General features: G+C 47.2%; 35 protein-coding genes. 3 read left to right on the top strand and 32 right to left on the bottom strand.

Going from position 1 to position 26,128, the window contains the following annotated elements:
• Positions 1–8: 8 nt before the first annotated feature.
• The 4 genes from N773_RS0108655 to N773_RS0108675 form a co-directional block, all read right to left on the bottom strand.
• Positions 9–1,358: a M48 family metallopeptidase gene (locus tag N773_RS0108655; RefSeq protein WP_024857424.1), complete on the bottom strand. Its 1,350-nt coding sequence runs from the start codon at positions 1,356–1,358 to the stop codon at positions 9–11.
• Between the two features lie 911 nt (positions 1,359–2,269).
• Positions 2,270–2,866, bottom strand: a complete 597-nt coding sequence (locus tag N773_RS0108665) for a manganese catalase family protein (protein WP_024857425.1) — start codon at positions 2,864–2,866, stop codon at positions 2,270–2,272.
• Positions 2,866–3,129, bottom strand: a complete 264-nt coding sequence (locus N773_RS0108670; RefSeq protein WP_024857426.1) for a spore coat protein CotJB — start codon at positions 3,127–3,129, stop codon at positions 2,866–2,868. Before N773_RS0108670 ends, N773_RS0108665 begins: the two co-directional genes overlap by 1 nt.
• Positions 3,113–3,361 carry a spore coat associated protein CotJA gene (locus tag N773_RS0108675; protein WP_024857427.1) on the bottom strand — a complete coding sequence of 83 codons (249 nt, stop codon included), beginning with the start codon at positions 3,359–3,361 and terminating at the stop codon, positions 3,113–3,115. The genes N773_RS0108670 and N773_RS0108675 overlap by 17 nt, the downstream gene beginning before the upstream one ends.
• Before the next feature lie 174 nt (positions 3,362–3,535).
• Between N773_RS0108675 and N773_RS0108680 the strand changes: the two genes are divergently transcribed.
• Genes N773_RS0108680 through N773_RS0108690 form a run of 3 tightly spaced genes read left to right on the top strand, consistent with a single transcriptional unit; the run spans position 3,536 to position 5,002 of the window.
• A complete protein-coding gene (locus N773_RS0108680; RefSeq protein WP_024857428.1) occupies positions 3,536–3,922 on the top strand; it encodes an STAS domain-containing protein in 387 nt (128 codons plus the stop codon).
• Positions 3,923–3,926: 4 nt separating this feature from the next.
• Entirely contained in the window at positions 3,927–4,349 is a 423-nt protein-coding gene (spoIIAB, locus tag N773_RS0108685; protein ID WP_037285388.1) for an anti-sigma F factor, read from the top strand.
• On the top strand, positions 4,346–5,002 hold the full coding sequence (locus N773_RS0108690; RefSeq protein WP_024857430.1) for a sigma-70 family RNA polymerase sigma factor: 657 nt from the start codon (positions 4,346–4,348) through the stop codon (positions 5,000–5,002). Before spoIIAB ends, N773_RS0108690 begins: the two co-directional genes overlap by 4 nt.
• A gap of 229 nt (positions 5,003–5,231) precedes the next feature.
• On the opposite strand, the gene N773_RS0108695 is transcribed toward N773_RS0108690, so the two are convergent.
• The 28 genes from N773_RS0108695 to N773_RS0108830 all read right to left on the bottom strand — a co-directional run bounded on the left by N773_RS0108695 (position 5,232) and on the right by N773_RS0108830 (position 26,098).
• Complete coding sequence (locus N773_RS0108695; RefSeq protein ID WP_196231619.1) at positions 5,232–5,930, bottom strand: ABC-2 transporter permease; 699 nt, start codon at positions 5,928–5,930, stop codon at positions 5,232–5,234.
• 1 nt (position 5,931) lies between these two features.
• Positions 5,932–6,579, bottom strand: a complete 648-nt coding sequence (locus N773_RS0108700) for an ABC-2 transporter permease (RefSeq protein WP_024857432.1) — start codon at positions 6,577–6,579, stop codon at positions 5,932–5,934.
• Positions 6,580–6,606: 27 nt separating this feature from the next.
• Positions 6,607–7,227, bottom strand: coding sequence for an ABC-2 transporter permease (locus N773_RS0108705; RefSeq protein ID WP_024857433.1), 621 nt, complete (start codon positions 7,225–7,227; stop codon positions 6,607–6,609).
• On the bottom strand, positions 7,227–8,072 hold the full coding sequence (locus N773_RS0108710) for an ABC transporter ATP-binding protein (RefSeq protein ID WP_024857434.1): 846 nt from the start codon (positions 8,070–8,072) through the stop codon (positions 7,227–7,229). Before N773_RS0108710 ends, N773_RS0108705 begins: the two co-directional genes overlap by 1 nt.
• A 3-nt stretch (positions 8,073–8,075) precedes the next feature.
• Positions 8,076–8,450 (bottom strand): GntR family transcriptional regulator, encoded by a 375-nt coding sequence (locus tag N773_RS0108715; RefSeq protein WP_013497635.1) that lies wholly within the window; start codon positions 8,448–8,450, stop codon positions 8,076–8,078.
• A gap of 34 nt (positions 8,451–8,484) precedes the next feature.
• Entirely contained in the window at positions 8,485–8,724 is a 240-nt protein-coding gene (locus N773_RS0108720; RefSeq protein WP_024857435.1) for a GntR family transcriptional regulator, read from the bottom strand.
• A gap of 58 nt (positions 8,725–8,782) precedes the next feature.
• Positions 8,783–8,962: a hypothetical protein gene (locus N773_RS0108725; protein WP_024857436.1), complete on the bottom strand. Its 180-nt coding sequence runs from the start codon at positions 8,960–8,962 to the stop codon at positions 8,783–8,785.
• Between the two features lie 45 nt (positions 8,963–9,007).
• Positions 9,008–9,193: a hypothetical protein gene (locus tag N773_RS0108730; RefSeq protein ID WP_024857437.1), complete on the bottom strand. Its 186-nt coding sequence runs from the start codon at positions 9,191–9,193 to the stop codon at positions 9,008–9,010.
• 573 nt (positions 9,194–9,766) lie between these two features.
• The gene (locus N773_RS0108735; protein WP_196231620.1) at positions 9,767–12,118 is read right to left on the bottom strand and encodes an ATP-dependent Clp protease ATP-binding subunit; all 2,352 of its coding nucleotides are present in this window, start codon (positions 12,116–12,118) and stop codon (positions 9,767–9,769) included.
• Positions 12,119–12,185: 67 nt separating this feature from the next.
• Positions 12,186–13,064 carry a CvpA family protein gene (locus tag N773_RS0108740; protein WP_024857439.1) on the bottom strand — a complete coding sequence of 293 codons (879 nt, stop codon included), beginning with the start codon at positions 13,062–13,064 and terminating at the stop codon, positions 12,186–12,188.
• 13 nt (positions 13,065–13,077) lie between these two features.
• Positions 13,078–14,874: a DUF5711 family protein gene (locus N773_RS0108745; RefSeq protein ID WP_024857440.1), complete on the bottom strand. Its 1,797-nt coding sequence runs from the start codon at positions 14,872–14,874 to the stop codon at positions 13,078–13,080.
• Positions 14,871–15,623, bottom strand: coding sequence for a tRNA pseudouridine(38-40) synthase TruA (truA, locus tag N773_RS0108750; RefSeq protein ID WP_024857441.1), 753 nt, complete (start codon positions 15,621–15,623; stop codon positions 14,871–14,873). Before truA ends, N773_RS0108745 begins: the two co-directional genes overlap by 4 nt.
• Positions 15,624–15,632: 9 nt before the next feature.
• Positions 15,633–15,926, bottom strand: coding sequence for a hypothetical protein (locus N773_RS20035; protein ID WP_024857442.1), 294 nt, complete (start codon positions 15,924–15,926; stop codon positions 15,633–15,635).
• 26 nt (positions 15,927–15,952) lie between these two features.
• Positions 15,953–16,411: a hypothetical protein gene (locus N773_RS0108760; protein ID WP_024857443.1), complete on the bottom strand. Its 459-nt coding sequence runs from the start codon at positions 16,409–16,411 to the stop codon at positions 15,953–15,955.
• A 95-nt stretch (positions 16,412–16,506) separates the two neighbouring features.
• The gene (locus tag N773_RS0108765) at positions 16,507–17,313 is read right to left on the bottom strand and encodes an energy-coupling factor transporter transmembrane component T family protein (RefSeq protein WP_024857444.1); all 807 of its coding nucleotides are present in this window, start codon (positions 17,311–17,313) and stop codon (positions 16,507–16,509) included.
• Between the two features lie 2 nt (positions 17,314–17,315).
• Positions 17,316–18,173, bottom strand: a complete 858-nt coding sequence (locus N773_RS0108770) for an energy-coupling factor transporter ATPase (RefSeq protein WP_024857445.1) — start codon at positions 18,171–18,173, stop codon at positions 17,316–17,318.
• Positions 18,174–18,198: 25 nt separating this feature from the next.
• Positions 18,199–18,999, bottom strand: a complete 801-nt coding sequence (locus N773_RS0108775; RefSeq protein ID WP_024857446.1) for a hypothetical protein — start codon at positions 18,997–18,999, stop codon at positions 18,199–18,201.
• Positions 19,000–19,011: 12 nt separating this feature from the next.
• Positions 19,012–19,488: a DUF6985 domain-containing protein gene (locus N773_RS0108780; protein WP_024857447.1), complete on the bottom strand. Its 477-nt coding sequence runs from the start codon at positions 19,486–19,488 to the stop codon at positions 19,012–19,014.
• A gap of 18 nt (positions 19,489–19,506) precedes the next feature.
• On the bottom strand, positions 19,507–20,265 hold the full coding sequence (locus tag N773_RS0108785; RefSeq protein ID WP_024857448.1) for a Fic family protein: 759 nt from the start codon (positions 20,263–20,265) through the stop codon (positions 19,507–19,509).
• Between the two features lie 8 nt (positions 20,266–20,273).
• Positions 20,274–21,128 (bottom strand): energy-coupling factor transporter ATPase, encoded by an 855-nt coding sequence (locus N773_RS0108790; RefSeq protein ID WP_024857449.1) that lies wholly within the window; start codon positions 21,126–21,128, stop codon positions 20,274–20,276.
• An 81-nt stretch (positions 21,129–21,209) separates the two neighbouring features.
• Positions 21,210–21,452 carry a hypothetical protein gene (locus N773_RS0108795; protein ID WP_024857450.1) on the bottom strand — a complete coding sequence of 81 codons (243 nt, stop codon included), beginning with the start codon at positions 21,450–21,452 and terminating at the stop codon, positions 21,210–21,212.
• Between the two features lie 163 nt (positions 21,453–21,615).
• The gene (locus tag N773_RS0108800) at positions 21,616–21,951 is read right to left on the bottom strand and encodes a hypothetical protein (RefSeq protein WP_024857451.1); all 336 of its coding nucleotides are present in this window, start codon (positions 21,949–21,951) and stop codon (positions 21,616–21,618) included.
• 363 nt (positions 21,952–22,314) lie between these two features.
• Positions 22,315–23,178 (bottom strand): class I SAM-dependent methyltransferase, encoded by an 864-nt coding sequence (locus N773_RS0108805; protein ID WP_024857452.1) that lies wholly within the window; start codon positions 23,176–23,178, stop codon positions 22,315–22,317.
• 66 nt (positions 23,179–23,244) lie between these two features.
• Positions 23,245–23,550, bottom strand: a complete 306-nt coding sequence (locus tag N773_RS0108810; protein ID WP_024857453.1) for a cyclic-phosphate processing receiver domain-containing protein — start codon at positions 23,548–23,550, stop codon at positions 23,245–23,247.
• A gap of 46 nt (positions 23,551–23,596) precedes the next feature.
• Positions 23,597–24,223, bottom strand: a complete 627-nt coding sequence (locus tag N773_RS0108815) for a hypothetical protein (protein WP_196231621.1) — start codon at positions 24,221–24,223, stop codon at positions 23,597–23,599.
• Positions 24,224–24,255: 32 nt separating this feature from the next.
• Positions 24,256–24,687: an HD domain-containing protein gene (locus tag N773_RS0108820; protein WP_024857455.1), complete on the bottom strand. Its 432-nt coding sequence runs from the start codon at positions 24,685–24,687 to the stop codon at positions 24,256–24,258.
• A 14-nt stretch (positions 24,688–24,701) separates the two neighbouring features.
• On the bottom strand, positions 24,702–25,562 hold the full coding sequence (locus N773_RS22895; protein ID WP_242840371.1) for a hypothetical protein: 861 nt from the start codon (positions 25,560–25,562) through the stop codon (positions 24,702–24,704).
• Between the two features lie 8 nt (positions 25,563–25,570).
• Complete coding sequence (locus N773_RS0108830; protein ID WP_024857457.1) at positions 25,571–26,098, bottom strand: hypothetical protein; 528 nt, start codon at positions 26,096–26,098, stop codon at positions 25,571–25,573.
• Positions 26,099–26,128: the final 30 nt, after the last annotated feature.

Genomic DNA, 26,128 nt, shown 5'->3' on the forward strand with positions numbered 1-26,128 from the left:
TCCCTCTATCAGCCCTGTGCCATTACGTGATACCTTATGGAAACAGGCGCACTCAGTTTGAACCATGTGTTCTTGTCGAACCTGTCAACATGGTCGATGGAGATATGCGCTATGCTGTATTCCCTGATAAGGAATTTCACCTTGATATCGGGCTGTTCGCTGACAGATATATTCGTAAATCCCAGCGCCCTGAGTTCATCTATAACCACGCGGTAATCTCTACCGCTGTAACCCACGCTTGAATAAGGCACGCAAGCTTCACCGGGGTGGGCGGCTTTTTCTTCATCGGCTGAAAGGGGCATATAAGCCGTTATCAGCCATGCAGTGTCAGCAGGCAGCCATTCGCCTTTCTTGATATCCGTTTTGCCGTTGGCAGTTATGGAGATTATGCCGTTGACAGGCATACCCGATCTCTGCTCGGTGGAGCGCACTATCGCAACATTGGTAAATCCCGATGCTTTAAGGGCATTGGCGGTCTCCACTGCGTCCTTTTTTATGTAAGTATTTATATTTTCGTTTATCGGTACACTTCCGTGGACGGAATTGCCATTTTCTTCCTCATCGAGATACTGCACGATACTCTTGAATTCATTGGACTTGCACCACTCGTTGCACTCGTAAGCACGCACAGCGTTAAGAGGGTGCCGCCTTGTGGAGAACATCATGAATTCAAGCGTCTTGTTGAAAGCCGAACCGCTGACAAGATCGCGGTACTCCCTTGCCTGTTCAAGAAAAGCTTCGGGGTTTGCCTGTACAGGCGAATCCTTTTCACAGCCTGCAAGCCTCATGCAGACTTCAACAACACTTTTGCTTGAACCTCCGCAGACCGCAGCTGCCCTGTCCGCCGAGAATTCACTGCATCTCATCCAGTAATAGAAAGCCATCTGCAAAGGTGCGGTTATCATCGGCGAAAGCCCCAGCAGTCCTGCCGACCCGCCGAGTATCATTCTGCCCATGGTGGAATACAGCACATGATGACAAGCTATGTGTCCGCACTCATGCGCAAGCACCGAGGGTATAAGTTCATGGGGCAGAGAAGCCACCAGACCTGTGGTCATTACTATGAAAGGGTCATTTTCGCCCGAAGTATAGGCATTAGGATAAGGGTCGGTGGTCATGAAAAGCTCGGGTACTTTTATCCCCAGACGTTTGCAAATGGGTTTGAGCATATCATAATACTCGGGCATCTGCTTTTCGCTTATCCTCACCAGTGTAGACATATTCATCAGCTTGAACTGTTTTTCGTTCCATATTTTCATGAACCCTTTGAGCAGCGGAGTAAAACCGGGTATAGCTTTAAGGGCATTGAGTGCTGTACGGTCGGATTCGTGTATAAAAAGGTCGGGATTAACAGACATTTTTGTCACCTCATATTTCTTTAGTCTTTACGTTTTTATCATCAGGCACAGCGGACAGGTGGGTTAACGCTGTCCTTATTAAGTACCTTTAATCCATTATAGCACATCACAACAAAATATGCAATAGTTATTAATAAAATTTGTTTAATATGTTTCGAGATTTCAATCACGAGCGTAAACAGCAAAGGATAAAGCAGTACAGAGGATAAGAATGCCAAGGAGGAGAGCTTTGGCTCAAGCTTTTCGCGAAAGGCTTGCGGAGAGCACGAGAGGCAGAGCCTCTCGGTCAATGCACAAAAGCGACGCGGCAACTCAAAAAGTAATAGCAGACTATCTACCGCCCCAAAAGGCGCGGCAATAATCAAAAAATCGAGCGTGTGCAAAACTAATGCACACGCTCAAACTATGTCCGTATATTATTGCCGCGCCCGCCGTCAAACAGCGACAGCGTCTTTGACGGCTCGACCCGAACGAAGAGAGGGGCGAAAACTCATAAACCAATGTTCCCAAATCAAACCATTGACCAGCCCTACAAACCTCCGCCCACAAATTAAAATCCAATTATCTGTTATATGGACTTCAACAGTGCGGCACTCTTGTCCCGGTTACTGCGGTATCAGGTCGCCCCTTGCGGGTCGAGAAATCAACGAGCTATCGCCGTTGATTTCGGGCGCGGCAATATCTCCGCACATAGAAAGAGCGTGGACGTTTGTTTTGTCCACGCTCGATGCTTTTATTGCCGCGCCTTTTTGGTCGGGAGTTTGCTGTGCTATTTACAGCACTATTTTCACGTCGCTTTTGCGCCTTGACCGAGAGGCTCTGCCTCTCGAGCTCTCCGCAAGCCTGCTAGCGCGAGGCTTGACCGCGCGCTTTGTTTCCTTGGCATTCTATCCTCTGTACTACTTTATCTATCACTTATCAAACGCAGGATTGAATGCATAGAAATTCTTGCTGTCCAGCATATCCGTAACTATCCTCAGACATTCTCCAAACCTCTGATAGTGTACTATCTCCCTCTCTCTCAGGAACTTTATAGGATCTCGCACATCGGGGTCATCTGTCAGCCGCAGGATATTGTCATAGGTCGTTCTCGCTTTCTGTTCAGCCGCCATATCTTCATTAAGATCGGTTATCGGATCGCCCTTGCTCTGGAAATAATCCGCCGAGAAAGGCACTCCCGATGCCGCAACAGGGTATATGCCTGTGGTGTGATCCACAAAATAAGTGTCAAACCCGCTCTCCTTTATCTCCTTCATCGAAAGCCCTCTGGTCAGCTGATAGAGTATTGCACTTATCATCTCCATATGAGCCAGTTCTTCCGTGCCGATATCCGTCAGCATTGCCTGAACTTCCCTGCTGGGTGCCGAATATCTCTGATTCAGATACCTCAGCGATGCACCGAGTTCTCCATCGGCGCCACCCAACTGGCTCAAGATCACCTTAGCCAGCGCAGGGTCGGGATTTTTTATATTTACGGGGTACTGCAATTTCTTTTCATACATCCACATCAGTTCTCACCTCTCTCCCATGGAAAAGGCATCATGACCCATTCCCACTTCTTTGTCCCATCGGACTGCACCGCTGTCAAAGGACCGTATCTCTCGTTGTATTCTTTTTCCAGCTTCTCTTTTTCAGCCTTGTGCTTCCTGAAATATTCCAGCCCCATCTTGCAGGTGGGGTGGCTGTCAAGGTAGAGATTTGCCTCTGCCAGCGCAAAACAGCTCTGCTGTATACGTCGCATCAGCTTCTGCTTGTCATTCAGTACGGGCATTCTTCACAGCCTCCTCTCCGATAAATGGTTTGTCAAGACAGGGAAATACCGTCCCGCGGCTAAGGGAGGTATCATCTTCATAAGGCTTCTCCCACGGCTGAAAAGGCACATACGCCATGGCGAATGCCAGTGTCTTCGGCAAAGCGCCTCCGTTTACGGCACAGCTCGCCCCCTCAGGAACACCGCCGTCTTCAAATATCCTCTCCAGGATATCCTTCTCGTTATTCTCCATTTATATCTCCTCACTTTCTCATGGGGGAACTTCTCAGCCCCTCCGATGTCATATTATGCCGAATGCCTTTTCTGTGACACTCCCCCATTTTGACAAATTTCCCGCCCCCGCCGTGCTATCATGATGATACCGACAGCCCCCACCGCGGCTGAAAAATAAAGGAGGACAGTTAAATTGATAAATATTTCGACCACAGACGGTGTGACCCTTGCCAAGCTTTCAGGCGACCTCGACCACCATACCGCAAGGCTCATGCGCACCGATATCGACCGCGAATTAGCCGAAAAACGCCCCCGCCGCCTTGTCATTGACTTTTCGTCCGTCACATTCATGGACAGCTCGGGCATAGGGCTCATTATGGGCAGATACAGGATAATGAACGAACAGGGGGGCGATGTCATAGTAGCCCGCCCCCCTGCCTACATAAAAAAAGTCCTTCGCCTTGCAGGGGTGGACAAACTTGCCCCCATCACCGATGACCCCCGCGGCATTATCCCAAAAGATATATACAAAGAAAAGGAGGCTGAGATAATTGAGCAGACCGCCCCTCAGACCACTTAACGAAATGAACCTCACATTCCCCGCACTCTCTGAAAACGAGCGCTTTGCCCGCCTTGCAGTCAGCGGATTTCTCTCCGTCCTTGACCCGAATATCGCAGAGCTTTCGGATATAAAAACAGCAGTTTCCGAAGCTGTCACAAATGCCATAGTACACGGCTACCGCGATACAGCGGGCGAAGTCATGATGCAGGTGCGCATCTTCAAGGATTCCCGCATAAGCATAAAAATTCAGGACAAAGGCTGCGGCATACCCGATGTTGCACAGGCAATGACGCCCCTGTATACCACCTCCCCCGAGGAAGACCGCGCTGGTCTCGGCTTTACCATCATGGAAACTTTCATGGAAAAGGTCAAAGTCAAAAGCAAGCCGGGCAAAGGCACCACAGTTATCCTCGAACGCACCGTGCAGGGTAAAAAGCGCCTATGAGCCGTGAAGACAGCTACCTCCCCGAGGACAACCTGGGGCTTGTACACCTCTGCGCCAACCGTTTCCGCGCCAGAGGTATCGAATACGACGACTTATACAGCGCAGGATGTGTGGGACTGGTAAAAGCGTCCAAAGCCTTCGACGACAGCCGCGGAGTAAAGTTCTCCACCTATGCCGTACCCGTTATCCTCGGAGAGATAAAGCGGCTTTTCCGTGACGGCGGCACAGTGAAAGTCTCCCGAAGCCTGAAAGAACTCTCCCTGAAGATAACCCGCACCACAAGGAACTTCACCAACGAAAAAGGCAGAGAACCCACCGTCACCGAGCTTTCCGAACTCCTTACCGCCGACCCCGAGGATATCATCGCCGCCCTTAATTCCTCTCAGCCCGCCCTAAGCCTTACCATGGGCGATGAGGACGGCGATTCCCAGACAGACCTCCCCGTTGACCCGCCCGATGAGGATATCACCGATAAACTCGCCCTCAGACAAGTCCTCGCCGAACTCTCCGACGAAGACCGAAAGCTGATAGACCTGCGCTACTTCAAAGGTCTTACCCAGACCAAAGCCGCAGGCATACTCGGCATGACACAGGTGCAGGTATCCCGCCGCGAGAAAAAACTTCTTACCTATATGCGTACAAAGCTTATTTAAGGAAACACCGCACAACCATAGCGCATCAGATGGCGTGCAATGGCGTTAGCCGGTGGTTGCGCGGTGTTTCCTTAATGCACCAACCATATATTTTTTCCAAAGCAAAAAGACTGCTGCACACACGCAACAGTCTTTTTGTCTGGCTGTAACAACCGCCGGAAGAATACTTAATCACTCGTTATACAAGCAAATAAAGTGTTGACCATATTTCGTTTTACGGTAAACTCCATCAGTCATCTCTCTTTGAATATCCTGCCACGGATACTTTGTAAGCCACAACTATCAGAGCCGCAACTACCGCGATAATGATAACGCATACAGGCACAGGCATATTGATAAGCATAGACTTATCCGCCATATTTTCATCATCCGAACTTCTGACCATCCCCATCATCGATAGCGGGATCGAACCTGTGACTGCCAGACCGCCAAAAAGGCCATAGATCATCTGCACTTTCTGATAGCCATACTTAAAAAACAGCGGGTAGAATATCATCACGGGTATTGCCGTATAAAGTACATTTACAACAGTCACAAATGCCGCCTGACCTGCAAAGCCCTCGCTGAGATCACCATGTATCAGACCGCCTATAGTAAGCAGTATCGGAGTACAGAAAGCTTCCACAGCTATTAGCATAACAGGCGGCAGGAACCTCACAAGTACGACCTCACTGTCAGAATAGGGCATCGACTTCTTGAATGAACCTATACTCTTCCAGTTGTCATAGGAGAAAGCCGAGGATAAAAGCATAACACCTATACCGCCTGTGACCGTTGAAAAACCGATAACCGCTTCACCCGTAGCGGCTGCCATACATAAACTGCCGAACAGGCTTGCTATCACCATAACACATACAGCTATGAACATCTTTCCCATAGTGTACCATTCGTTGAGAAGCAGTCCCTTTATCTTATTATTACCTGTCATATCACACATCCCTCTTCCTGAAAAGGAGTATGGATACCCCCCATGATATAAAGAACAGAACTATCGTAACACACATGAAGATAAAGCCGTTCCCGAATAACCCGCCGTGCTGTGCATTTTCCATTATCATCACATTCGAGCCGCCTATGAATCCGCCGAACAACGCACTCATAATAAGTCTTACACCATTGCCGTTGCCGTAAAACTTAAAGGTCAGGGGCATTATTATTATCGTAGGCAAAAGCCCCATGCCGATACCACTGAAAAGTATCTTTGCTATCTCCGTAATGCTATGAGCACTGAGACCGCTGCTGAATGCAAGACATACTCCCAGGAAAGCCGCATTCATCAGCAGTGTCAGCAGTACTATTATCAGTGTTATTACATACTTCGCGCTGACTATCTGTGTGCGGGTGTAGGGCATAGTCAGCACACCGACGTGCCAGTTGCTCCGCATCTCCTGATTTATTACCGATGCAGGCATTATTCCCATCATCACAAATATAAGTCCCACAGGGAAACCCGATATCTCCTGCCTTTTCACCATGACAGCTATCATCAGTACAATATTTAAAACTAATGGTATCAGCAAAAACACTTTGCAGGTGTTAAATAAACTGTACCTTTCCTTTACAAGCAGACCTTTCATCTTATCATCACCATCTTTTTATTTCTGTCATATATCTGTTTTTCTGAATATCCTTACCGATATCACACAGGATACTGCCGTTATCACCAAAGCTGTCACGAACATCACAGCCGCCGCACCTGCTGATACATCAAACTGCTTTTTGAACAGTATCACCGAACCCATACCTATGCTGCCGCTCACTGTCATCGCTATCAGCATTACAGCGTTTGATTTTTTGAAGTAATATACCAGCGGCAGGAATAACGCCGAGAATAGCAGCATAGTTGTCATAAACAACAATGCCGCAACCAAAACTTTCCCCATAGGTGCAGAACCTATAAAAGCACCTATACCCAGTACAAGCGATAATATCAAGCCGCCAGCCAGACTCAATGCCAACATCAGCAGATATCTCGCCTTAACAATATCATCCTTTGATATTGGGGAATATGCCAGTATTTTTTCATATCCCGTGCGGCGGTCGTCCGCTATGAACATCATAGGAAGACTGCCTATAAATACCGTTGCCTCAACACCTATCCCCACAGGTACCTTTCCCGTGATCGCCGTAGTAACAGCACAAATTACCGTCAGGAATAAAGATAATGCAAATATTCCCGAGTTTTGTCGGATATACAGCATATCCTTTACCAGCAGACCTTTCATCAGGCTATCTCCTTGATCATGAACACGAACAGTTCTTCGATAGTCACAGGGCTGATATCCATTCCCGCAGGTACTCCGTCACGCTTTACCAGTGCCTGAACACCGTATTTTCCCGATTTCTTGCCCCTTATCGCATGGGGGTCAAGTTCTCTCAGGGTTTCCTCGGTACAGCTGAGTATACCATACTCCTCAAGGAGTATGTCCTTTTCCTCGTTAAGCAGTACCCTGCCCTTGTGTATGAAGGATATGTAATCACAAAGCTTTTCAAGGTCGCTTACGATGTGCGAGGATATCAGTATCGAATGATCTTCATCTCTCGTGAACTCGTAGAAGATATCCGTTACCTCGTCCCTTATAACAGGGTCAAGACCGTTTGTAGCTTCGTCCAGCACCAGAAGTTTTGCATTGTGCGAAAGTGCTATGGCTATGCCCATCTTCATCTTCATGCCGCGGGAGAAATCTTTGAACTTCTTGTCCTTCGGCAGTCCGAACTTTTCCATATATCCCTCGAACACAGCTTCGTCCCAGTTTCTGTAAGTACATTTCATCACCGAATTTATCTGCTTGTACTTGAAAGTATCGGGTATGCCCACATCATCAAGAACTACGCCCACATCTTCCTTGATATCTGCCAGTTCCTTATCGGCATCTCTGCCGAGGATAGTGATACTTCCCTCGTTTTTGTGTATTATACCCAGCAGACATTTTATCAACGTGGATTTGCCCGCACCGTTCTCACCTATCAGACCCAGTATGCATCCCCCGGGAAGAGTAAGGTCAACATTATCCAGCTTAAAATCCTTGTATTCCTTAACAAGACCCCTGATCTCTATAGCATTCTCCATTTGTTACTCCTCCTCAGTGATGTACTCAAACATCTCAATAAGTTCTTTCTTTGAAAGCCCGCAGCTTGCCCCGAGCTTTCCTATCTCAGCCATCAGTTCTTCTATTTTTCTGAGATTGGCTTCTCTTATAAGTTCAACATTTTTGGGCGCAACGAAACAGCCCTTGGCGGCTATCGTGTAAATAAATCCCTCTCGCTCCAGCTCGTCGTAAGCGCGTTTTGTCGTTACCACGCTTATCTTCAAGTCCTTCGCAAGATTTCGTATCGAGGGCAAAGCCTCGTCCTCTTTCAGCGCCCCGCTGATTATCTGACTTTTTATCTGATTGAATATCTGGTCATAGATCGGCGCACCGCTTTTGTTATCAATAAATATGTTCATCAGTCCACCCCTGTCATACTCGGGTATACCCGCATCACTTTTTTACCCTGATCGAAAATCGTCCGTCACTCTGTTCTGCAAGACCTTTCTCACAAAGCAGAGCATATGCTTTTGCAGTAGTCATACGGCTTATCTGTAATCTGTCAGCCATATCCTTTACTGCGGGGAGCACATCGTCCTCTTTAAGTTCCCCCTCTGAAATAAGCCTTTCTATCTGCCCGACTATCTGTTCTGTTATCGTCAGACGGCTCTGCGCATCTATCTCTATATCCATGTTGTCCTCTTTTCCGTTTTGCTGTTTCCTATCTTTCGTTTGGTATACTTTTCAGCACTCAGCCGTTATTCTGTCTTTTTCTGCCAAGCACCGCCGCTATAAGCGTTATCATAGCCGCACCCACCGTGAATATCACGCCTCCCGCTGTCCGACCCTGCGAAAACAGCGCCAAAGCAATCATAACATCTACAAGTATTACGCTCCATATGGAATCCAGTATCTTATCTGTACTTTTCATTTTTCTCTCTCCCTGTATCGTTCTGTTTTTTGATTTTACCGAAGACTATCCTCTGTTCTTTTTCTCTTTCCTGCCCCTTGCCATATCACCGATGCCTATCGCCATAAATACGATCCCAATGGGCATCATGCCGTCCATCAGCATCCAAATAAGCCCCAGTGCTACAAATTCTGCGCCCTCTGCTTCTCTGTTTTTCGGGCTGCTCTCGAATATCTTTCTTATCTTTGTCATAGTGTCCGCTCCTTTCCTGTTTTTCATTCTGTTTTGCTGTGTCCTGTCTTTCGTTCACAGTTTTACACATGGGTCTATATATTTTTTCGTGTAAAACTGTATTCACTGTTCACTAAGTTTGAACTGTATGTATACAGTATACACAGTTTGCACAGATTTGTCAACAGGTCGGGACTTTCTTTGTAAGAAGGCACAAAACACTGTGGATTTTTCAACACGCTTATCAGCAATATGCACTATTTTCCATCATCCAACTGTACTGCAAAACCTCTGACTGTATATACACAGCTACTCAACTGTATATATCCACATAAACAAAACAGTCCACGACTCATATCGTGGACTGTTCTGCGGTAAATCTATTTATAGGAGAGGGTGAAAATATCATAAGCTTTTGTACTATTTCTTTATCTTGTCTATATCATAACACTCCCAACTAAATTTAACCTTAAACCCATCTTATTTTTCATAATTTTTTCTCCGCTCACAGAATCTATTTACAGCTTCGTTCCGCGCAAAAAAAATCCCGCAGAAGATCTCTCTCCCGCGGGGTGATTTCTATTTCAGTCTAATTTAAGCCTTAGCCAGATCAACGCTGTTCTTATCGGTAGTAACAACAAGCTTGTCGCCGTCTGCGCCGACCTTTACAAGACCTATACAGCCCTCGCCGTTCTCAACGATGACTTCTGCTATCTTGTCCTCGACTTCTGCCCTTATCACGCGGCGGATATCTCTCGCACCCAGCTTTTTGCCGTGGCTCTTCTCCGCGATAAGTTTAAGCGCATCGTCGGTATACTCCAGCTTTATAGCCTTTTCCGAAAGCGGTGCTCTCATCTCGTCCAGCATAAGCGCAGCTATCTTCTCGTAGTTCTCCTTTGTCAGTGAATTGAACATAACTATCTCGTCAACACGACCGAGGAACTCGGGTTTCAGGAACTCTCTCAGAGCCTTCATAGCCTTGTTTTCGGCTATCTCGGTGTCGGTCTTGTTGAAGCCCACACCTGTATCCTTGTCAGCGGCACCTGCGTTGGAGGTCATAACGATGACAGTATTCTCAAAGGAAACGCTCCTGCCCTGTGAATCGTTTATCTTGCCCTCGTCAAGTATCTGGAGGAGTATATTCATAACATCGGGGTGAGCCTTTTCGATCTCATCGAAAAGCACCACGCTGTAAGGTCTGCGCCTTACCTTCTCCGTCAGCTGACCTGCCTCGTCATAGCCAACATATCCGGGAGGCGAGCCGATGAGCTTGGATACGCTGTACTTCTCCATATACTCCGACATATCTATCCTGATAAGGGGTTCTGTGGCATCAAAGAGAGATTCGCCAAGCACCTTTACAAGCTCGGTCTTTCCTACGCCTGTGGGACCTACGAAGATGAAAGATGCAGGTCTGCGGCGCTTATCGAGCTGTACTCTGGTCCTCTTGATAGCCTTAGCCACCTTGTCAACAGCTTCGTCCTGACCGATGACCCTCTTGGACATCTCGTCTTTGAGATTGCGTATCTTCTCGAATTCGCTCTCGGCTATCTTATTGGCGGGTATACCCGTCCACAGTTCGATGACTTTGGAGATATCCTCGTCGGTAACATATACCTCGCCCAGTTTCTGATCAAGGTCTTCTATCTGCTTTTGCAGACGGCTTATCTCGCTCTTCTCCTTTGCGATTATCTCAAAGTCGGGCTCGTCTTTCTGCTCGTAGGCATCGATAAGCGAAGTGTGCTTTTCAAGCTCTTCCTTGGCATTTATATATTCAGCTATCTCGGGAGTGCGTATGCTTGTGCAGGCGCAGGCTTCGTCCAGCAGGTCGATAGCCTTGTCGGGGAGAAATCTGTCGTTGATATATCTCTCGGAAAGTATTGCGCACTTTCTCAGGGTCTCCTTTGAAACGTGTACCCTGTGATACTCCTCGTAGTACTTGCTTATGCCCTCGAGAACACTTACGGTGTCCTCAACGGTAGGCTCGCCTACTGTAACGGGCTGGAAACGTCTTTCAAGTGCGGAATCCTTTTCGATGTACTTGCGGTACTCCGAAAAAGTAGTTGCACCGATGACCTGTATCTCACCTCTTGAAAGGCTGGGTTTGAGTATATTAGCCGCATTCATGCTGCCCTCGGAATCGCCTGTGCCTACAAGAGTATGCACTTCGTCGATGAACAGTATGATGTTGCCCTCTGCCTTGACTTCCTCAACAAGACCCTTGCAGCGGCTCTCGAACTGTCCGCGGAACTGTGTGCCTGCGACCAGTGAAGTCAGGTCGAGAAGATATATCTCCTTGTCACGCAGATGGAAAGGCACATCACCCGAAACTATCTTCTGGGCGATACCCTCGGCGATGGCTGTCTTACCTACACCGGGTTCACCTATCAGGCAGGGATTGTTCTTCTGACGTCTTGAAAGTATATGCTCGACTCTCGATATCTCCCTGTCCCTGCCGATGATATTATCAAGCTCGCCGTCACGGGCTTTCTTGGTAAGGTTGGTGCAGTAGTTATTTAAGAATTTCAGCTTCTTGCCGTTCTTCCCTCTGGGCTCTTTTTCTGCCTGCTCGGGAGATTTTTTCTTGGGTGCTTCGGACATCATACTGCCGAAGCCCTCGCCGCCTGTCAGGTTCTTTTCAAGACTGTCAGCCATATTCTTTATGCCGCCGAAGAGGTTCGACAGTATATCCGGCATAGTGCCGCTTCCGCCGGGCTCGAAATCCACGCCGTCGTCCAGCTCATCAAATGTGTTGTTCATTGCCTCGATCTCCTCATCGGAAATACCCATCTTCTTGATGTAGTCCTCCACCTGAGGTATCTTCAGTTCTCTCGCACAGCTAAGGCACAGACCCTCATTCTTCATTGCCTTGGTAGGGTCATTGGGGTTCGCAGATGATACGAACACCACCGCAGGCCTTTTGCCGCACCTTGAACACTTTATCATACTTATCTCCTTTCCGCCCCGCATAATGCAAGGCTGTAAATATCCTATTCATAATACCGACTACATATCAGCCGTGGAAAAAGTCAAAGAAATATCTGAACAGATAAGTCTCCTCAGCTATTCCCGCATTGATAACTGTCAGGCTGTCCTTTGTTGCCCGACAGAATAAGTTCAGACCCCAGGCTATAACGGAACAGTAAAGCAGTCCCAGTATAGTACCCAGCGCCAGACCTGCAAAACGGTCAGCCGCCTTGATATCCTTGATATTATCAAGCAAGCCCGATACCGCTACTATCAGCTTTATCAGAAGTATCATCACCAGATAGCTTAAAACAAATATCAGACAGCGTATCACACCTGTCATTATGGGGCTTACCGCCTTTTCAACGATATAATCCGCCGCGTCTTCCTTGCTTTGGGTAGATATCCTTTTGACACATTCGCGCATATCCTCGGAGGATATCCTGATGCTCTCGCTGAAACGCGAAAGCCCTGCTTTATCCATCTGCCTGCTGATCTTTGTTTGAAGCTCGCTGTCAAGATAAGTGTCGATCTCCTCATTAAGTCCATCGATATCATCATGCCCGAAGCCTTTATCGGTCATCAGCTCGCTGACATTATCATTGAGGTCGCCGCCCTTTTCCATTACTTCGCCTATCTCACTTTCAGTGAAATATTTTCCGTAACCGCGCTCGTTCAGTTTATCCATGACGAACTGCTTCGGGTCGGCATCTTCTATCGCCTTCATCACATGAGCCTTTACGTTATCCCGCATATACCTGTTATACACAGGCTCAGCCAGCGCATTGGAAAAAGCCGCAGCCGATACCGTGGCGATAACGGCAGCTATCATGCCTATGATGCTCCTGCGAAAACCTCTGGCATAACCCACTATGCAGGTCACCACAAGTATCAGGAACACAGATGCATCAAGTATAAAAGCCATGATGATCCTCCTGTTATGTGGCAAAGGATATCTTGTTCACCTCGCGGTAATCGCAGAAGTATACGCTGTCATCGAAGTAAACAAAATCACTGTAATCCGAACTGCATTCAGCTGTCGCATCAAGATTTCCGAATCTGTCATAACAGTCTATGCTGTTCTCTTTAAGCAGAACTATCTTGCTGCCGCTTATTTTCAGCCTTTCGGGCGTTCCGTCGGATTCCTTCACCCTTTTGTCGGGCTGATCGTTCTCGGTACTGCTGTCAAATATCAGCAGTTCGGAAGAACTTCGCCTGATACCGTCAAGAACCACCGCGGCACAGCTGCTGCTCATAGCAAAATCCGATATCATGCCCTCGTATTTGTATGTGGTAAGTATCTTTCCCCTGCTGTCAAGCCTGTAGAATGCCGTGTCACCTGCTACCCAGATGTCACCGCTCTCGTTTTTCATTGCCTGCAAAGCCAGCACAGGCAGAGGTTCGCTGACCATCTCGGGGTCTTCCGAATCGAATACCAGATACCTGACCACAGAATTCAGCATACCGCCCTTGCTTGAATAGGTAGTGACAAAACAGCCGCTGCCGCTCTCGTCAAATGTAACGCTAAGCACTGCCGAACTGCTTGACCACTTGTATATCTCTCTGCCGTTGCCGTCATATACTGTCAGTATTCCCGCGTACTTCTCATCGGAAGTCACCACAGCAACATTATCGTTTGGAGCGAGCTCAGCCATTATAAGCCTGTTCTTAACGGACTTCGTGAACATTTCGCTCTTTCTGCCCACTACCATCAGTGAGCTTCCGCCCTTATCGTAAAGCAGTACCCTCTTGTCAGATGTTCTCATAACAGGGTCTGCATAGTTATGGCTGAATGAATTGCTCTCCTCGCCGTCAGAATCATAGAATTTCAGCTGATTCTTATCAAGACATAGCAGGTAGCTTCCTGTATTGCTTATACTGCTGACCGCACCGTCGTCAAAGCTGAGGGGGAAATTTCCCTTCTTTACTTCGCCGTCGTTGACTATCGTCTCTTTAGGGCGGTACAGAACGCTTTCAAGCTTAGGCACCCACCTGCCTCTCATAAGGTATGCCCCGCCTGCGAATACAGCTACTATCAGCACAGCCGCAATGGTCCTTATCTGACGCTTTTTCTTTTCACGGTGTCTTGCATCGCGTATCTCTTCGGGAGAGGGTGCCACGTGTCCGGGCTTTCTCCTGCGTCTGCGGGGTTCCTCATCGGGTATGCCCCCTGTGCGGGTATGCTTTATGCTTTTTCTTGCAAGCTCCGCTTCATCTCTCGGCGGTGAGGAACGCTTCTTCTGCGAGGACTGCTTGTGCTTCTTCTTGCGCGGCTTCTCCCTCACGGGTCTTCTCTCGGGGATATCTTCTTCCTCAGGTTCCTCGGCAGGTTCTTCGACTGCTTTCTCTAAGAATTCCTGCACTGGTGCTGCAAAAGGATCATCTTCGGATCCTTCCGAAATTTCCTCAGCAGATGCTTCATCAGTTTCTTCTGCGTCCTCTGATATTTCTTCGGCTGTTTCTTCTGCGTCCTCCGCTGTTCCTTCGGCTGTTTCTTCGACCGTTTCTTCCGCGTCTTCCTCCGCAGTATCTTCCGCAGTTTCCCCGATATCTTCGACCTCGTCCGCTGTTATATCCTCAGCAGTTTCCACGGCTTCTGCGATTTCTTCCGCTTCCTTCTCCGCGGGCTTTTCCTCGAAGTCGGCGAGTTCAGCCATCTCATCTATTTCCCTGATGATGTCCTCGGGGCGACGGATCCTTCTTCTGCCTTTTCTGTTTTTATTCCTATTGCTCAATCTACCGATACCTCATCATAATAAACTTTGTTCAGGTACAATCCCTGTGGCGGTACTGTCTTGCCTGCTTTTTTCCTGTCTTTTGACTCCAGTATACGCGGGATAGCGTCAGCGGCTATCTTGCCCTCGTTTATGAAAAGCAGAGTTCCCACCATTATCCTGACCATATTGTATAAAAATCCGTTTCCTGCCACGGTGAATATGACCTTGTCACCCTCACGCCTGACATCGAACCGATATATCTTCCTTACAGTTATCTCTTTGTCGCAGGCTGTAGAACAGAATGCCTTGAAATCATGCTCGCCGACAAAATCCTTTGCCGCCCTGTCAAGAAGCACCTCATCTATGGGATAAGTGTTCCTGAAAGCAGTATTGCGCATGAAAGGGTCTTTTATCCTGCTGTTATGTACGATATACTCGTACTCCTTGCCTTTGCACATATATCTTGCGTGAAAGCCCTCATCGGCTTCCTCGCACCCTATGACGCTTATATCATCGGGCAGCCATGAATTCAGCCCCAGCTGTATGCCGTGGCAGTTTATCGGCAGTTCGAGTCCAAAAGAAAGGACATATTCCCTTGCATGGACTCCCGCATCGGTACGCGAACAGCCCTGCACGACTACCCTTTCGCCTGTCAGCTTAAAGATAGCGTCCTCCACTACCTCCTGCACAGCCAGCGCATTTGACTGTCTCTGCCAGCCGTGATAGCTGCTGCCGTCATAAGCCAGCGTCATTTTAAAGTATCTCATATTATAAACTTATATCCCGTCTTTGTCAAGTGTTACTTTTGTTATCTCGTATACAGGGCGTATCATCGTCATATCTTTCTTCTTGCCGTATACCAGCAGTTTTATCCAGTCCTCATCGCAGTCAAGCACCCTGCATTTGAGTTCTTCATATGCAAAATTCAGTGTAACGTCCTGTCCTATCAGTGTTTCAAGTATTTTTGACATACCGTTTCCTCCGTTCAGTTTGTTTTCAAGTCTGCTTACTCTTTTCTCCAGTATCATTATCTTGTGATCCTGATCCATATCGGATATGAATCCGCCCATACAGACATCTCCCTTCTATTCTGTTATCAGTCAAAAGGCGTTCTTATACCTGCGCCGTGACCAAGTCTTTCCACCATCTCCTCGTAGCAGTCCTCGCACATGGTGTAAATCCAGCCGTCGCCGCGCTGTACACAGGGTTTGCCGCACTCAAGACACCTTTTATGGCTGAGTGATGTATACTTCTCCAGTATATCATCCATACGCGGAGTAGTCATGCCCGTGTATATGCGAAGCTCGCCGTACTTTTCCATAACTCCCGTGACACGCCATTCCTTTCTGTCGTGCCTTGTGAAGTTCTTATATTCGGCCGCCATCTCATTCAGCATATCTCTGCCGAATGCAATTCTCCAGCCCTTTGGTATCTTTCCGTACCATGAAAAATCCAGTGTCTTGCCTGTAGCGCCGTTAGTAGCTTTCGTGAACGGAAGTTTCTTCATAAGTTCCTTCTCGCTCATTCCCAGTTCGGGGAAATAGATATCTTCCATTATAAACTCTCCTCAAACATACTATTGTCTTCCAGAATTTTTGCACATTTTTCTGTAAACCATATCCACAGCATATGATGATATGCTGAAAACTTCTATTTCGTAAGAATATTCACCGCAATGACCCCTGCTAAAAATACCATGCAGTACAGACTGCCCCAGAGGTCTGTTATGGTCATTTTCAGCTGTTTCATTCTTGTCCTGCCCTCGCCGCCGTGATAGCATCTGCATTCCATAGCCAGTGCCAGTTCCTCGGCGTGCCTGAAACTTGCCACGAACAGCGGTATAAGTATGGGTATCAAAGCCTTGGTCTTCTGCATCAGACCCCCTGTTTCCATATCCGCACCGCGGGCTTTCTGGGCATTGATTATCTTGTCCGTTTCTTCGATAAGGGTGGGTATGAAACGCAAAGCTATCGTCATCATCATAGCCAGTTCATGCACGGGGACTTTTATCTTTTTAAGAGGTCCCAGAAGCTTCTCGATAGCGTCTGTAAGCTCTATCGGTGAAGTCGTATAGGTAAGCAGTGAACTTCCGCATATCAGGCAGATTATCCTTATCACCATGAACAGTGAAGTGTCAACGCCGTCCTGTGTAAGCTTGATTATTTTCCATTCCCATAGGACATCCCCTGTGCGTATGAAAAATAAATTCAGCACCGCCGTGAATATAACTATGGGGACTATGGGCTTCAGGCTCTTGCCCATCATTTTAAGCGGTATCCGCGATATTATGAACGTGACCACCGTGAACAGTATCCCCACCGAAAGCGCCTGTATGCTTTTCGCCATAAACAGCATGACTATGAACACCGCCGTCAGCAGTATCTTCACCCTGGAGTCCATGCGGTGCAGCACCGACTTACCCGGGAAGTACTGTCCTATCGTAATATCCTTTATCAATCCTAAACCCTCTTCCCAAGCCTGTTCAGCAGAAGGTCTCTGCCGAACCCGACTGTGTATACATCTTCTCCAAGGTCTATCCCCATGGCTTTGAGCCTGTTGAACACCCTTGTTATCTGGGGTACTGCAAGCCCCATGGCTTCAAGTTCCTCCGCACGGTGGAATACCTTAACCGTTTCATCATAGCAGAACAGCTTCGCGTCGTTCATAACAAGTATCTTATCCACATTCTTGGCTATATCCTCCATGGAATGGGATACAAGCAGTACGGTGTTGCCTTTCTGCCTGTGATAATCCTTTATCATGCCCAGTATCTGTTCTCTGCCCTTGGGGTCAAGTCCCGATGCGGGCTCGTCCAGTATCAGCACCTCGGGTTCCATTGCCATAACGCCCGCTATCGCCGCACGCCTGCGCTGTCCTCCCGATAGCTCAAAGGGGGATTTTTCCAAAGCTTTTGCCGAAAGACCTACCATCTCCGCGCTCTCTTTCACGCGGCGGGCTATCTCGTCCTTATCAAGACCCATGTTCTTGGGACCGAAAGCTATATCCTTAGCCACTGTTTCCTCAAACAGCTGATACTCGGGGTACTGGAACACCAGCCCCACCTTGAATCTCACAGGACGAAGCTTAGCCTTGTCGTCCCAGAGTTTTTCGCCATCTATATATACCGCACCGCTCGTGGGTTTGAGAAGTCCGTTGAAATGCTGTATCAGCGTGGACTTTCCCGAGCCTGTGTGGCCTATTATCCCTGCAAAGTCGCCCTTTTCTATCTCAAGATCGACGTTATCGACTGCCACCTTGCGGAAGGGCGTGCCCTCACCGTAAACATAGGTGAGTTTTTCGGTTTTAATCACTGCCATTTTACTTTCTCCAAACCTGACTCTTTTATCCTGCTTTCTCTGCCATCTCTTTTTTAAGGCTGATAAACGCTAAGATGTTCCAGCCTGCCATAAGACTCAGCAGAACGTATAATATCCAGCGTCCTCTTGGCAGAGAATTGCTTCTGGAAGCGGACCCCGATGCAAAAAATCCCATTACAATCGAAAAGAAATACAGCAATATAGCCGCCGCACCAAGTCCGCTGACTATCATGAACAGAACTCCGTTTATCGCCAGGAAATATCCTACCAGTGCTATCAGCGCGATACCGAAGGTCAAAAGCGAGAATATCAGCAGTATCACGGGGTTCAGAAGTATCATCGTACCCATAAGTTCGTCAAGATGCGGAAAAGCAAGTATCACCATCAGGACTGTCATGACTATCATAAGGAGTGATGCCGCTATGCCGCGGTTTGCGAAAGCCTTGGCACGCCTTACCTCGTAAGCATTTTCCTCTTCAAATTCATCACGCACTGCCGCCCTGCTGACCAACACCTTCGTCATATATATCAGACCTGTCGCCGATGGGAATGCGCAGACTATCATCAGAATTATCTTTATCACTATCGCCGCTTTTGATGTGTTGCCATACGCCTTTGCAGCCCCTGTCAGTTCACTGCCCGCGCCGATTATCTTAACGCCCATAGCACCCAGCAGTCTTGCGCCCTCTGTAAAATACAGTCCTGCTACCGCCGCTGTCAGTAGCATAGCTATGATCGCCGCCGAAGTCTTATGCAGTTTAAGTACTTTTGTTTTTTCAAGAAATACCAGCAATACTGCCAATACCGCCGAACCTACTACATACATTTTTCTTACCTCTTAAAAAGCTATCTCAGCCGTCCCGATGTTTGTTATGCTGCCCTCGGTTATCTCCACAGCCATTCCCTGCGGGTCGGGGTCATCATCTTCCCATTTACAGTGAAATATCAGATAAAGCACAGGTGCATCATCTGTGATATAATCGCCGGGTATCTGTATCCAGTTCCATTCAAGCTGAGCTTTCATATCCTCGGTGGTATCGATATCCTGCCACATCTCATCATCGCCGTAGGAATATTTCAGCTCGTCATTGTAGTAGGATAACAGCCCCTCCATGATCTCATCTTTGAGTTTATCCTCATTCTCCGAAAACAGCCTGAATGCTTCACGCTGACTTTCGGCGATTTCGTCGGATTCTTCCTCTGCCTGTATCATTATATCCACTTCTTCCTCACTGCCGAGGACGGAAGTTTTTACTTTGCCGCAGAAGTTCTGCATATCGTTATATTCAAGGCTGCCAAATATCTCATCATTCATTTTTGGAACCTCCTAACATCATTTTGCCTTATTTATGATATCCTTGTATTCTATAAAAGTTCTGTCATACTCTATCCCGAAGTGCTCCATTACAGCCTTGGTGTAATCCTGCGCCGCCAGAAAAACGTTTATCAGCCTTTCATCACTGCCGCTTGTCTGCCACTCTTTCAGCCCCATGTAATAGAACATCTTATCGTCGTCATTTATAAAGAAGGGTATTATGTCATTTTCAAGACACTGCTTGAATATTATCAGCCTGCCCGTCCTACCGTTTCCATCACAAAACGGGTGTATCTTCTCATACATCATGTGAAACCGCGCCACATCGTATAAAGTCATCTCAGTGCCGTATCCTGCAAGAAGTTCATGCATTTTCCCCCCCACCTCATCGGGTGAAGCTGTCAGCATTCCGCCGACATCGTTTGCTTCCTGCTTGTACTCGCCTATCACGGCGTACCTGTCCATAACTCCGCTTTTCAGCCTGCGATGCAGGTCTTTGATATATCCCTCTGTCAAGGGTTCATCAAGGGTATCAAGTATATGGTCAAAGCACCTGAAATGATTCACTGTTTCGATGATATCATTGACCCTGACCGCATCTTTCGCCCCGTCTGTACCCACCGTTTTTGTTTCGTAGATATACCGCGTCTGGTCGTGAGTGAGCCTGCTTCCCTCGATGTGGTTGGAATTGTAAGCAAAGTCCACCTGCATCTTGTGATAGATACCGCCCTTGTGACCAACACGTTTTTCTTCAAGAAGTTTTTCTCTTAATGTCATACCGTCCGTCACTTTCCAAACAGCTCTGCCAGTTTCTTAACACATTCATCTTCATCTATTATCTCGGTGGATATATCGAACCCTGCTTTCTGCAGTTCCCATGCAAGTTCAGTCACCTGCGGAACATCAAGACCGAGTTCTTTCATCTTCTCCACCTGCGAGAATATCTTGCGCGGCACATCGTCCATAACGACCTCGCCGCCGTCGATGACCACAACGCGGTCAGCCTGTGCGGCTTCTTCCATGTAGTGGGTTATGAGAACTATCGTCACGCCTTGTGAATTCAGAAGCTTTATCGTCTTCATGACTTCCTCGCGTCCTTTAGGGTCAAGCATAGCTGTGGGTTCGTCAAGTAGTATGCAGTCGGGGCGCATGGCGATTATGCCTGCGATAGCCACTCTCTGCTTCTGTCCGCCTGAAAGCTTGTGTGGGGCGTGCAGACGGTACTCATACATACCCACCGTTTTCAGGGCTTCGTCAACTCTACGCCTTATCTCAGAGGGTTCAACACCCATATTCTCCAGTGCGAAAGCTACGTCTTCCTCAACTATGGTGGCGACTATCTGGTTATCGGGATTCTGGAAAACCATTCCAACACGCTGTCTTATGGGCAGAAGATTGTCCTCGTCCAGTGTATCCATACCGTCAACAAATACTCCGCCCGCCTCGGGGAGGTTTATGGCGTTTATGCACTTTGCAAGGGTCGATTTGCCGGAACCGTTATGACCCAGCACCGCCAGAAATTCGCCTTTTTTTATATTCAGTGTGACACCTTTGAGCACCTCTGTCTTTACGGGAGGTTCTTCAAGGTCATTTATATATGAAAACCGAAGATCTTTGATCTCGATGAAATTTTCGCTCATAGATATTATCCTTACTCATATTATCGGGCACACCCGCGGGGCGGATATAAATTATACCGTCCCGCCGCCCTCGGACATTATTTACTTGTCGCCCTTCACCTTATCGATGACTTTGCCGGCAACGTCCTTTACCTTTTCGATGTTCTCCTTGGTTGCTACTTTCTCGATATTCTCTTTTGTAGCTACCTTCTTGACCTCTTTCTTAACATCGTCCTTGACTGACTTGGAAACAGGTATCTTGTCTGCCACAGCGTCAACTGCCTTGTCTACCGCCTTAGCGATACTGTCTCCGCTTACTGCCTTTGTTATGTCCTTTACGTCCATTTTTGTGACCTCCTGAAATTTATTTGAAAAAGCGATAAACGCTTTATCATTATCTTTTTCTTCCTGCAAATGTACTGAGGTTGACTTTTCGCACCTTGACATTCTATCCTCAAACCCAGCGCACCTGTTGCCCTGTCAACAATTATGAATTGTGAATTATGAATTATGAATTTTCTTCCGCCTGTGCTTCCATATCCATGACGTACTCTGTCCATTCCTCGGTCTGCTTGTAAGAGGCAAGCCTGTTATTGAGATATTCCACATCCGTTTCGTTTCCGCGCTCATACATCACGCAGTTTATGCCCGCCTTTGTCAGCTCATCATTTATTTTAAGAACTTTCTTTATCTCAGCCGCCCTGTAAAGATCACCCGAATAGATATAATCACCATCAGCTATGCGCCGCTTTATCTCGGACATCGAAACGTCTTCATAAGCCCGTATCACCTTGGCGACCGCCGCTGTGAATTTGTCAGCTTTTATACCGATAATTCTGTCCATTTCTGTTCTCCTTGGTTTTTTTACGTACTGCGGTAACTTTTCGCCCCTTACGGGTCGAGTCGTCAAAGACGCTGTCGCTGTTTGACGACGGGCGCGGGCAATATTATACGGACTTAGTTTGTGCGTATGTCCAAGTTTTGCTCACGCTCAAAAATTTGATATTGCCCGCGCCGTTTGGGCGGACGTTTGCTTTGCTCTTATAGTTCGCTTTGCATTTTGGTTTTGCGCCTTGGTGATTGAGGGCTCTGCCCTCAAACTCCCGCAAGCCTGCTAGCGCGAGGCTTGACCGCGCGCTTTGTTTCCTTGGCATTCTATCCTAAGTACAGCTACCTTGTTGTCCTGCCAACAATTATGAATTATGAATTAGATTGCCCATATCGCTGTTGAACCGCAGGGCAGTACACCTTTGGTAGCCTCAACAGGAAGCCCTATCTCGTCCGCGGTCACACTTCCGCCCCGCTGGGTGGTCAGCACATCGTTAAGTATGTACGCCATAACCGAGGGTGAAAGTCCCGTGGTATAGCTGTTCAGCAGGAAGAACAGCGGCTTGTCGCTCAGTACTCCCGCACAGGTCTTTACAAGGTCGTATATGCAGTCTTCAAGCTTCCATACCTCGCCCCCGGGACCTCTGCCGTAGCTGGGCGGGTCCATAACGATACCGTCATAGAAGTTCCCACGCCTTATCTCACGCTTTACGAACTTCTCGCAATCGTCCACAAGCCAGCGTATCGGCTTGTCCGAAAGTCCTGATGCCGCCGCATTATCTCTTGCCCACTGTACCATGCCCTTTGAAGCATCAACGTGGGATACACTTGCTCCCGCCGCCGCACAGGCAAGGGTCGCACCACCTGTGTATGCAAACAGGTTCAGCACCTTTACGGGACGTCCTGCGTTCTTTATCTTATCTGCCATAAAATCCCAGTTAACAGCCTGCTCGGGGAAAAGTCCCGTGTGCTTGAAGCCTGTGGGTCTTATGACAAAGGTCAGGTCTCTGTACTTTATGTTCCAGCTTTCTGGGAGTTTTCTGCGGTACTCCCACTCGCCGCCGCCCTTTGAAGAACGGTGATATACTGCGTCTGCCTTATCCCACATATCGGTGCGCTTCGGGCTTTTCCAGATTATCTGTGGGTCGGGTCTTACAAGCACCTTGCCGCCCCAGCTCTCCAGCTTGTCACCGTCTGTTGTATCCAGTATCCTGTAATCTTTCCAGTTTTCTGCAATCCTCATTTGAATTCTTCCTTTATATTATCGCCGTTTTCGGCAGAGTTCACGGTATCGCCGCAAGCGATACTATTATTTGTAAAGCGTATTCATAGTTATAACCGAGTTTTTGAAATTCTCCTCGGCGTACTTTTTCATCTCTCTCATACCGACGATATGGTTGCTGTGGATATTGATATGCTTAGGTTCTTTGCCGTTTTCTTTCATCCATTTCAGTATGTCAAGCCCTGTGTGTTCTTCACCGAGATGATAGTCAAGGCTCACATGGTCAAAATCCCCGAACAGCCTGAAATACATTATGCAGTCATCATAACTTCGCACACACTCATAGCCTTTCGGAAAATCTCTTGTGTCGTCCACGAACAATTTAAGTCCCATAAACACCTCCGTGACCGAAGTCTGTCATTCGTCAGTTATCGTCTTATCATTCTTCGCTGCCGTATTTAAGCCCTTGATGCTCTGAATAATACTTTGCGTTTTTATAATATTCCGTAATTATCTCACGACAGCGCTTGGTATCAGATACTTTCCTGACAATAAACTCTTTATTGGTCCTCCTGTATATAAGTACAGGTTTTTCCATATCATCCTCCATGATATATTTTATTTCATCGGGTCTGTAATTGCGTACACCGTGAAAAATACCCTTTTCGGTGATATAGGAGCTGTTTGTACTGAGGTTGTACAGAATATATAACAACAGCATCAAAGCGAAAAATACCAAACTGAGCCTGAGATCTTTTACTACGTCATCAAAAGGAGTCGATGTTACGGTTTCCTTTATCTCACTGCCCCATGCAGTTTTTCTCATATAAGTATGATCTGCAATATAATTATCCTGCTGAGCGATAGCGTTAAAAAGCTTTACTGTATTCACGATAATGCTGAATAATGTTATCGCCAGCCAGATGGTAGACATTATAAGCGACTTCTTAGAGAAGATCCTCAGCCTTGCCTTGTTTTCCGCCGAGCGGACAGTTTTCATATTCTTTGACCATGCTCTTATCATGGCTATTATCATAAAGATGACCAGAGCTATAAAAATGTACATATACATATGTTATCTTCCGTTCTCTATTTTTTCTAATTATTTAATATAGATACAGCCTTTTTATACTTTTCAAGCCTTGCCCTGTCCTTATCAGTCATGGGTCTGTTAAATCTTGTGGTATCGCTGTTATGTGTGAGGTCTGCAAGCTTTACAGCCCGCGCTATGGGATCATTCTTTATCCTCGCTACATATTCGAGATAGGGTTCATCATCATCGTGGGTAAGCATCTCCACCGCTTTGATGACTTCCTCACTTATACCCGCTTTCAGCAGGTCAGCGGCTGTGACATCGGTATCTTCGATAACGTCATGAAGAAGTGCCGCGCAGCAGCTTTCCTCCGTCACCATCTGTTCGGCAACGTGCCACGGGTGGAAGACGTAGGGCACACCGCTCTTGTCCATCTGATCCTTGTGGGCTTCAAACATTATGCCCATGGCTTTTCTCGTCATGTCAGTGTAGATCATTTGCTTTCCTCCGTTCAATTTAAAAAGACATTCCTGTGCTCGAACAGATACATTCTCATGCGCAGCCGCATCTCGTCTATATCACATTTTTTCTCCACCGCAGCACCGCCCTCGGCGTATTCTGCCTTGGTGTCATACCACCATTCCATGTACTTCGCAAATTCGCATATCGCCATGGTCAGCGCCATGTCTTTGCCGTCTGATCTTCTGGTGACTTTTATCACATAGACAGTTTCACGTTCGGTGATATCTATGACGAAATCATCTTCGACCTCGATAAGTACCTGCTTATCGTCATTCTGCGTGTCGACAGGAAGTACAGACTGTGGGAGCGACAATGTATCTCCGTGGTAGTACCTTTCCAGTATATCCACGATCTCCGGAAGCTTGTCTTCGGGCACCTTTATCTTTTTATTTGTGCGATTGCCTCTGAATATCAATGTATCACCGTCAACAGTATAGATGAACTTCTTCAGATCGTATTTCATACCGCCAAGATAGAAGCAGTCTTCACAAAGCATGAATCCCTCATACCTGTTATTCAGTTCCCTTGCGAACAGGAAATTCACGACTGTCGGCACCAGCACGACAGTATAAAATAATGCTCCGTATCTTGCTAAAAAATCCTCCCATCTAAAGATACTGTTCATCACAAATATGACGATCGTTATCAGTAAAAAAGCGAGATTCTGCTTCACTCCCTTTACAAGATCGGGGTCTTTACAATCAAAAGCCACGCCATCTTCATTCATTGTAGCTTTCATTCCCCTGAACCGCTTTGACGATGATACAAACAGCACGATTGGCTGTATCAGCATCGGCAGAATAAGCAGTATGTACAGCAGATCAAATAACAAACTTACTACTTCTTCCATATCATTCATTACCTCCGCGTCAACATTCTGTGGTAATACCTTTCCAGTATAGCCTCTGCTTCGGGGATCCTGGCAGGGGGTATCTTTATCCTGATGTCATTGTGGCGATCATTTCTGAATATCAATGTATCATCGATAATAGCATAGATGTACTTTCTCAGATCGTACTTCACACCGCCAAGGTAGAACTTATCTTCACACAGCCTGAACTCATCAAACTTGTTATACTGATCCAGCGTATAAAACAGATCTGCTATCTCCAGTATCAGCACAGGAATATACAGCATTCCTGCATTTTCAACTACGAAATCGTCCCATCTGAACATACTGTTCATAAAAAATACAGCACAGGTAAACATTGTTATGCCGAAATTCAGCTTAGCAGCTTTATATAGTTCAGGATCCTTGTGAAAGAAGACCACGATTCCCAAATTACTGCTTGCCTTGGTTACCGATGTCCGCCTGAGTGATGAAACTACCAGTCCGATGAACTCGACACCTGCTATAAATATAAACAGCAATACCAGCACTATCATAAACTTGCTCCTTTTTCGGCTTTACAAAAA

The organism is Ruminococcus albus AD2013 (assembly GCF_000526775.1).
Taxonomy (GTDB): Bacteria; Bacillota; Clostridia; order Oscillospirales; family Ruminococcaceae; genus Hominimerdicola; species Hominimerdicola alba_A.